Here is a 7,958-nt window from a genome sequence, read left to right on the forward strand (position 1 = left end):
CGTAAGCGTCTCTGACTCTGTCATATGCCGCACGTCACGGTGTGCAGCAAAAAACAAGGCTCCGCATCGCGGATATCGTCATCAGTGGAGTCGGAGACGCCGGTCGCACCTGGCATTCGGTTGGCAACACCGCATTTGCGGGCCAACCGCTGTGGCGACCTTCTGCGCCGATTTCACCCGTTTGGTGAAATGCTGGAGGCGCGCCATCTTCACAGCAATGAACATCTGCAACTGGTGAGATGTTCCCGCAAACGTTTCTGCTTAGCGTGGCTATTGAGGCTCAGCGACAGCGAAGAACGTTTATCGTCATGATGGAGGGGTCAACACATGCGAGGAGCGCGCATCCTAACACTGCCGATAGGTTCTGACCAGCCTTTTTAATTTAATCCATATCAATACCCGAGCTTGCACTTGTGTATGGGTCGTCTAACCTGAGAGGTGCCTGATGACGTTCACAAACTTCAAGGCGTGATCCACATGAACTGGGATCAGATTATTGTTAGCGTTAAAACGCTACTTTTATAGCCACATGGAGAGAAGCTATGCGTAAATCAATCCTCACGACTGCAATTACAACGGCACTGCTTGGCGGTATGGCCTTTAATGTTCAGGCGCAAACAGAGCCGCAGGGTATGTACTCTGCCGATGATATCCTTGATGCAGAAGTGTTCTTTGCCAATGGGTCAGGCGAAGAGATTGGCGAAGTCGATGACATTTTGTTTGACGAAGAGATGCGTATTTCAGCCCTCGTAATCGAGAGTGGTGCTGTACTTGGCTTAGGCGGACGCGAAATTGTAGTGAACACTGACCAATTTACGCTTGAAACGCATACTGAAAACGATGGCGACACTGAGCATCGCATCATGTTGGAAGCTACATCTGAAGAAGTGGAGTCATTCCCAACGTATGATCGCGACTGGTGGGAACAAACCAAAGCGAACGCACGCGATGCTTGGCAAACCACTAAAGAAGGTGCACAGAGCGCTTGGCAGTCTACTCGTGAAGCAATAGATGCCAACGAGTAACACGTTTGTTTGCTGATACACAGCAATATAGGAAAGGGCCACCCAAGCGGATGGCCCTTTTTCGTACATAGCGTACAGCATTTAGCGGCGACGTATCCCCTGTCCCGGCAAACGCTCCCGGTCGTGCGGGCGCATAAAGTCCAGTAGCGGGCCTGCTGGTACAATACGCGTGGGGTTAATCGTGTCGTGGCTGTAATAGTAGTGTCGCTTGATATGATCCATATTGACGGTCTCCGCCACACCCGGCCACTGGTAAAGCTCACGCACGTAGTTGGAAAGGTTCGGGTAATCTTCAATGCGTTTGAAATTGCATTTGAAGTGGCCAAAGTAGACCGCGTCAAAGCGAATTAGCGTTGTGAAGAGGCGAATATCCGCTTCGGTGAGCCACTCCCCCGCGAGGTAGCGATGCTCTGCCAGTCGCTTCTCAATGCGCTCTAACGCATCAAAGAGTGCGGTCACGTGCTTCTCATACACCTGCTGCTCGGTGGCGAACCCGGATTTGTAAACGCCATTATTGATATGGTCGTATACGTCATCATTTACTTCGTCGATGACGCTGCGCAGATCTTCTGGGTAGAAATCCAGATTATTGCCTGTCAGCTCATCGAAGGCTCGGTTGAAGATACGCAGCAAATCAGCGGATTCGTTATTGATAATCGCGCTGCGCTGTTTATCCCACAATACCGGCACCGTGACCCGCCCAGTGTAGGTCGGGTTGGTCATGGTATAGAGCTGGTGGTGAAACTCAGCGTGATTGATCGGATCGCCGCTGGCGCCTTCGTCTTGATGGTATGTCCAACCGTTGCCCAGCATCAGTGGGCTAACGTGAGAAGTACCTATCAACGGTTCCAGACCTTTCAGTTTGCGCATGATCAGCGCACGGTGCGCCCAGGGGCAGGCGAGCGATACATAAAGGTGGTAGCGATCCGCTTGGGCCGGATAACTGTCGCCTTGCGACTCTTCACTACTGCCCACCCAATCGCGCAGTTGCGCGGACTCACGTACAAACTCACCGCCATGCTTTTTGGTGTCATACCACTGGTCTACCCACTCACCGTTTACAAGCAGTCCCATCAGGCGTCTCCTACGTTGAACGTTTTATACTGTGATTGACGTTCAGCATACCCCCGACTGATTCAGGCTCAAGCGCATGTTTTACGGCTGTTCATTCGAGGGAATCGAACGTTGCTCGCAGACTTCTTTTACTGCCCGCTTTAACGCTGCCGCCATGGCATGGGCCGCAGGGCCTGCGCGGTCACGGTCACGGAAGATCAATTGAACGGGGACTTCGCGTATACCCCCGGCGCTTAGCGGCAGCGGCTTCAACTGACCGCTGGCCAGCTCATCGGCAATACGCGTTTCCGGTATCCAGGCAAACCCTAGCCCGCGACGCAGCATATCTAATGACGTACTCACATGCCCGACCGTCCAGCGCTGCTCGGCTTTTAACCAGCCAGCGTTGGTAGACTGGCGTAGCGCCGAGTCGCGCACCACTAACTGTCGATGCTGCGCCAAGTCGCGCAAATCCAGCGAGCGCCCCAACTGATGCAGCGCATGGCCTGGATGCGCGACGGCCACAAAACGCACATTCACTAGCGGCTCCCCCAGAAATCCCTGCGCTTCGATGCCAGAAATCACCAAGTCCGCCCGGCCGTCGTAGAGCATTTCAGTACCGCCATTGAGCACGCTCTCGTGAAGCTGCACTCTGACCTGCGGGTAGGTGTCAGAGAAGCGCTCCAACGCTTTTGCCTGAGCAGCCGCAGGAAAAATTTGGTCGATGGCCACCACCACTTCAGCCTCTAAACCCGCCGCAAGCCGCGACGCTACATCTTCCAGTGACTCCGCACTCTCGATCAATTGGCGCGCACGGCGAAGCAGCAGCTCGCCTGCTTCTGTTAGGCGTACCTGTCGACCTACCGGCTCAAGCACCTGAATACCCAACTGCTCTTCTAATTTATGGACCGCATGATTAAGCGTGGAGGGACTTTTGTGGATAGCCTCTGCCGCCCGTGCGAATCCACCGTGATCCACCACGGCGGCCAGCATCTGCCACTGCGCTAGTGTTACCCGAGACATTTCGATTTCCTCGACGCCATACAGCGAAACAACCCACTTCATCTTCGAAAAAATACCACTAGAATGCCAGGAAATAGCGTCGAGTACTCGTTCTCTGACAAACACTGCGTAAACGGCAGCGCGCTAAGACAAAAGCTCACTCGCCAAAAATACAAAAAATTACAAAAAACCTGTTCGTTATCTTTAACGCTGCCTCAATTATTTGAGTAATGATCATCGTATAGGCTGCTAACGTGGTGTAGATCCTCTCACTTAGACCCTGTTTGGCTGCTCATTAAAGTCGCAAAAAGAGATAAAAGCCTTTTAAATTAGACACAAGCTGTATAACAGCTTTCGCAATGCCTAACTTACATCCATGGTTAAGAGCAAAATAATGAGGGCCGTCGCACACCAGCATGCACGTTCAACGTTACTTTTGTTAGCAAACGGCGTTCATAAATCCTCACCCAAGTTGAATAATTCCGCTTTTTAGCGAAAGTATGTTTTGTGTATAGATGTACAGTCTATTCACTCCTGCCTCCATGGGGTATGGTTCCCGAGTTTGCTTACTATCATGTTACTTTTATTTCACGAACTTGGCGGCCCATTTACCCATGTTGCGAATCCTTCATTCGCTGCCCCGCACGCATAAATTATTACTGTTACCCGTGGCCACCATGGTCACTGTGCTGGGCGCACAAAAACTTATCACGACCTATGATGACCTGAATCAACCCCAAACTCCGCTGGAAAGCGTGTTAGTTCCGCTTCCTAGCGACTCTGCGCCTGGCGTCCCCTCGCTTCGTCAAGAGCGAGCGCCCGTTGCAGAAGCGATTGACCGTGCCTCGCGCGCGCTCGACGCTACCCGGGAACATATCCCCTTAAGTGAATTAGCAGCCACCGAGATCGTTGATCTCGACGTGATTACCAGCGCAGAAGCCTCTATGGCGAGTGAAGCTGAGCCACGCGATGCCCAATCTCAGGTAGCGCTGCACGAGGGGGCACTGGATGACGGTGCCCTTCATATGGCCATCGTGTTAGGCACGATTACAAGCGGCATGCTCAATGTCGACAACTCCGTCGAAATCGCTGATGCCACTTCTTACGAGGATTATGGGGTCGAACTCTACGAGGACGATGTCTCGTTCCTGGAACTGGAGCTGGCAGCCGAAGAGCCGTTCGTTCCTGAGTGGGAAACTCATATCGTCGAGCCTGGCGAGACGTTTGCCGTGTTAGCGCAAAACGAGCTGGGCTTGGGGTACAGCGAAGTGCTCGCCCTGCTGGACGACCTACCCGATCCTCGTATGTTGACGCATTGGCGTGCAGGTCACAGCTTCGACTACCAGTTGGACGAAACGGGCCGGTTATTGGCACTGCGCATGATGAAGAACACGCGCGAAGGCGTTCTACTAGAGCGGGATAGTGACCAATACGCCATTACGGCTATCGAACGTCAGGGTGAGCCCGTACAGCGCCTTTATGCCGGTAGCGTAACGGGCAGCTTTGCTCGCTCAGCCCAAGCCACCGGCTTGAGCAGCAGCTCCGTCACAGAGCTTACGCGCATCTTGCAAAAAAAGCTGGACTTCCGTCGTGACAGCCGCCGGGGGGATCAGTTTCAGGTCTTGGTCGAATCTGACATGATCGATGGCGAGACACTTGATTCGCGTATACTGGCCGTTAAGTATGACGGCGAACGTATGGACCTGACCGTCGTGCGCAATACCACCGACGATAATTTTTACACGCCCGAAGGCAGCAGCCTCGATCCGGCCTTTGCGCGTCATCCTTTCGAAGGTAATTATCGTCTTAGCTCCAACTTCAACCCACGCCGCCTACACCCGGTCACCGGTCGAGTGAGCCCGCACAACGGCACCGACTTTGCGATGCCCATTGGTACCCCTATCACCGCGCCAGCCAATGGCCGTGTCGAGCGTGTCGGCAACCACCACGCTGCCGGTCGTTACATCGTCGTGCGCCATGACAACGGCTACCGCACCCGCTATTTGCATTTGTCGCAACCATTGGTCAGCCAGGGCGAGCGCGTCACGATGGGCGATCGTATTGCGCTGTCCGGTAATACCGGCCGCAGCACAGGCCCCCACCTGCATTATGAAGTCATCGTCAATAACACGCCGGTGAACGCGATGACGGTCGAACTGCCCGAGAACACTAGCCTAAGCGGCGACACGCTGATCGCGTTCCAACGCCAAGCCGAGCCGATGTTGGCCGCGCTGGAGAGTGGCGAAACCGGCACCATTAGCGTGGCTAACTACGAGCGCGATAACGACAGCGACGAAAGCCTCCAATAAGTACTCTCCACGGCGATACGAAAAAGCCGCTCCACACGACGTGGGGCGGCTTTTTTGATACTACCCGTAGTGATGAACAGTAGTGATGAATGACGAGCGACTTACACTGCTTTGAGCGCTGCGAGCAGCGCCGCATCGCGGTGATAGATATCCTCTCTAAACACTACATCGCCTTGCCCGTTGGGCCAAGCAGTCAGATAGTGCAGCGCTACCGGAATACGGTTAGGCAAGTTCACGTTTTGATCGCTGCGGCCATTCGCGATCAGCGTATTGAGTTGATAACGGCTGCCGCTGTCATGCAGTAGGAGCTGGGCAAATTCCGTTACCCCCTCAACCCGCACACAGCCAGAGCTCAGCGCCCTGTGCTCACGCTGAAAGAGCCCTCTTGCCGGGGTATCTGCAAGTAAATCATGTCGTTATTGGGAAAACGCACCACGACACGTCCCAGAGGATTGCTGCTCCCTGCCACTTGGCGAAGCATCACGCCTCCAGGACGCTGCCAATCGATCGTGCTCGCATCCAGCGTTTCTCCAGATAGGCTCACTACCTGAATGTTCTGCCGCGCCAGATACTGCTCGTCCCGGCGGATCCGTGGTAGCACATCTTCCCGCATAATCGTAGGCGGAATCGTCCAGCTCGGATTAACCGTTAAATGGCTGATGGAGGAGTGAATAATCGGCGTTTCACGGCTGGGCGAGCCCACCACCACTCGGGTATCCCAATGCTGGCCATTGGGGCGCGTATAATGCAAGCGATAGCCTGCAATATCGACCCATACGTTGGGCGCCCGCTCCAGCGAAGGGCGAATCCAGCGGGCGCGCTCCAGGTTGATGCGCAATTGGTTCACTCGTGCGGAGACGGGCATGTTCAGTGCCAGTCGTGTGCGCTCTCCCACTACGCCATCTTCTTGCAACTGGTGGCGTCGCTGAAAACGCATGACCGCTTGCGCTAACTCTCGGTCGAAGCTGCGAGGGTCAGCTCCTGACGCCTGCACGTCGACCATGGGGTAAGCGCTACTATCTGCTGCCAGCAGGTGGGGCTCGCCCCATAGCGTCAGGCGCTGGCGTAGCGTTTGAACGTCGTCATCAATATCGCCGGGACGCAGCGACTCCTCACGCCCCGGTAAGTAAGGCACGCTGCCCTGCTCTGCCAAACGGCGGTAATGCGTCAACGCTTCGCGCAGCTGAGCATACTCAGGAGATGCGGGGCGAGCGAAAGCCAGCGCCTGATGCACATCACCCTCTTCAACCGCCTGCACTACCCGAGGAAGTACATAACTCCGCTCAGGGCGTGGTAAGTCCCAGTTGGGCTCGACGTCTTTAGGGTTCACTTTACCTAGCGATAAATGATCCAGTGCTAACAGCAGCGAACGGGTAGCGCGCACATCGAAGCTTGCTTTCGCTTGGGCGTCTAGCTGCTGGCTAAGCTGAAAATCATCCAACAGCGAAGCGGCTTGATAATCACTCGGCGTTAAACCGTCATCCACGAGGCTATTCAATGCGCTGACCAGCGCTTCAACACGGTTGATAGCCTGCCAAGCAGGCTGCCCATCCCTCAGTTGGTAAAACGACTCTACCGGCAGCGTTTCTCCGCTTTGCTGAATGCGCTGTGTCAGCGCTTGCTGTAACGCTTCGCTAGCGGGTTCGCTTGAGGTGGCCATCAGTGGGTAGGTTAGCGTCAGACAGAGCGCGGCCCCTATCGCCCATCGTCTTAGTGGCTGATTGTCGTTCATCGCCCCTCCTTGCGTTACTATGCAGCGTTGTGGTGTGGCTTCACTCTTTTTGCTTAACGTCATATCAGCTGTTCCCGTACCGATACGCGTTTTTTATCATAGCCGTTTACGTTTACTCGTTATGACTCTACGTGTGTACCCTTTTTTCGCCACTTTAGTCAGGATTGCACCCATGTTTTTTCGCTCACGCATAACCACTGTACTGTTTTCTTTACCTATCGTGTTACTTTCTTACCCGCTTCAAGCGGCGAGTTTTTTCTCCCAGGTGGCAACAGCACCACCCGCAGGCGTTTCTCCTCTTCACCACCAGTTACTCCAGTTAGCACCAGGGGCCACGCCCGAGGCACTGCGCCTTGCTGCCCAGGCAGACGGTCATCCATGCGCACGTTGCTGTACACGCCGTCAGCCCACCAGTAGACGTAACGCTGGTCTGCCAGGTCGCGCTTCTGCCAGTCGGTATGCTCGTCCTCCCACTGCTTCTTGAGACGCGACACGGTGTTGGCCGAGAGTGCCTTCGCCTGATCACCCAGCAGGACCGACAGGGCGTCCTGGTAGTCGCCGGTAGAGACTGCCTTGAGGTAGAGCGAGGGGATGAGCTCCTCGATCCTGCGGGCCCGCTTCAGGTAGGGCGGCAACAGCGCGCTGCTGAAGGTCACCCCGTCGCCACTGCGGTCACGGACGCGGGGCACCTTGATCCCGACGCCGCCGATACCGGTTTGCACGGTGCGCTCCGGCAGGTAGCCGTTGCGGACGACGACACGGCGGCCGTCTTCCAGCGTCTTGTCGGCATATTGCTCCAGAAACGTGCTCAACTCCGCCTCCACGGCCTTGGCGATC

The 7,958-nt window shown here is 55.2% G+C and carries 6 protein-coding genes and 1 pseudogene; 2 read left to right on the top strand and 5 right to left on the bottom strand.

Features of this window, described 5'->3' with window-relative positions; translation table 11 throughout:
- The first annotated feature begins 542 nt into the window (after window positions 1–542).
- Window positions 543–1,025, top strand: a complete 483-nt coding sequence (locus AC13CY_RS12080) for a PRC-barrel domain-containing protein (RefSeq protein WP_044628991.1) — start codon at window positions 543–545, stop codon at window positions 1,023–1,025.
- Window positions 1,026–1,106: 81 nt separating this feature from the next.
- Here the strand turns inward: AC13CY_RS12080 and AC13CY_RS12085 are convergent, their stop codons facing one another.
- Both AC13CY_RS12085 and AC13CY_RS12090 read right to left on the bottom strand, forming a co-directional pair.
- On the bottom strand, window positions 1,107–2,099 hold the full coding sequence (locus tag AC13CY_RS12085; protein ID WP_044628990.1) for a glutathione S-transferase family protein: 993 nt from the start codon (window positions 2,097–2,099) through the stop codon (window positions 1,107–1,109).
- Window positions 2,100–2,180: 81 nt separating this feature from the next.
- Window positions 2,181–3,101: a LysR family transcriptional regulator gene (locus AC13CY_RS12090; RefSeq protein WP_044628989.1), complete on the bottom strand. Its 921-nt coding sequence runs from the start codon at window positions 3,099–3,101 to the stop codon at window positions 2,181–2,183.
- A 593-nt stretch (window positions 3,102–3,694) separates the two neighbouring features.
- On the opposite strand from AC13CY_RS12090, the gene AC13CY_RS12095 reads away from it, so the two are divergent.
- Window positions 3,695–5,389, top strand: a complete 1,695-nt coding sequence (locus AC13CY_RS12095; protein ID WP_172515529.1) for a peptidoglycan DD-metalloendopeptidase family protein — start codon at window positions 3,695–3,697, stop codon at window positions 5,387–5,389.
- A 101-nt stretch (window positions 5,390–5,490) separates the two neighbouring features.
- Here the strand turns inward: AC13CY_RS12095 and AC13CY_RS12100 are convergent, their stop codons facing one another.
- The 3 genes and pseudogenes from AC13CY_RS12100 to AC13CY_RS12110 all read right to left on the bottom strand — a co-directional run.
- On the bottom strand, window positions 5,491–5,730 hold the full coding sequence (locus tag AC13CY_RS12100) for a hypothetical protein (protein WP_332102945.1): 240 nt from the start codon (window positions 5,728–5,730) through the stop codon (window positions 5,491–5,493).
- An 11-nt stretch (window positions 5,731–5,741) separates the two neighbouring features.
- Complete coding sequence (locus tag AC13CY_RS12105) at window positions 5,742–7,121, bottom strand: L,D-transpeptidase scaffold domain-containing protein (protein WP_332102944.1); 1,380 nt, start codon at window positions 7,119–7,121, stop codon at window positions 5,742–5,744.
- Window positions 7,122–7,369: 248 nt separating this feature from the next.
- Window positions 7,370–7,958, bottom strand: a pseudogene (locus AC13CY_RS12110) (transposase); the annotation flags it as partial.

Source organism: Vreelandella sp. L-15 (assembly GCF_056857635.1).

Excerpts from the sequence above, each read along its gene's own strand:
- AC13CY_RS12085 (WP_044628990.1), bottom strand. The coding sequence starts at position 2,099 with ATGGGACTGCTTGTAAACGGTGAGTGGGTAGACCAGTGGTATGACACC.
- AC13CY_RS12105 (WP_332102944.1), bottom strand. The coding sequence starts at position 7,121 with ATGAACGACAATCAGCCACTAAGACGATGGGCGATAGGGGCCGCGCTC.
- AC13CY_RS12095 (WP_172515529.1), top strand. The coding sequence starts at position 3,695 with ATGTTGCGAATCCTTCATTCGCTGCCCCGCACGCATAAATTATTACTG.
- AC13CY_RS12080 (WP_044628991.1), top strand. The coding sequence starts at position 543 with ATGCGTAAATCAATCCTCACGACTGCAATTACAACGGCACTGCTTGGC.
- AC13CY_RS12090 (WP_044628989.1), bottom strand. The coding sequence starts at position 3,101 with ATGTCTCGGGTAACACTAGCGCAGTGGCAGATGCTGGCCGCCGTGGTG.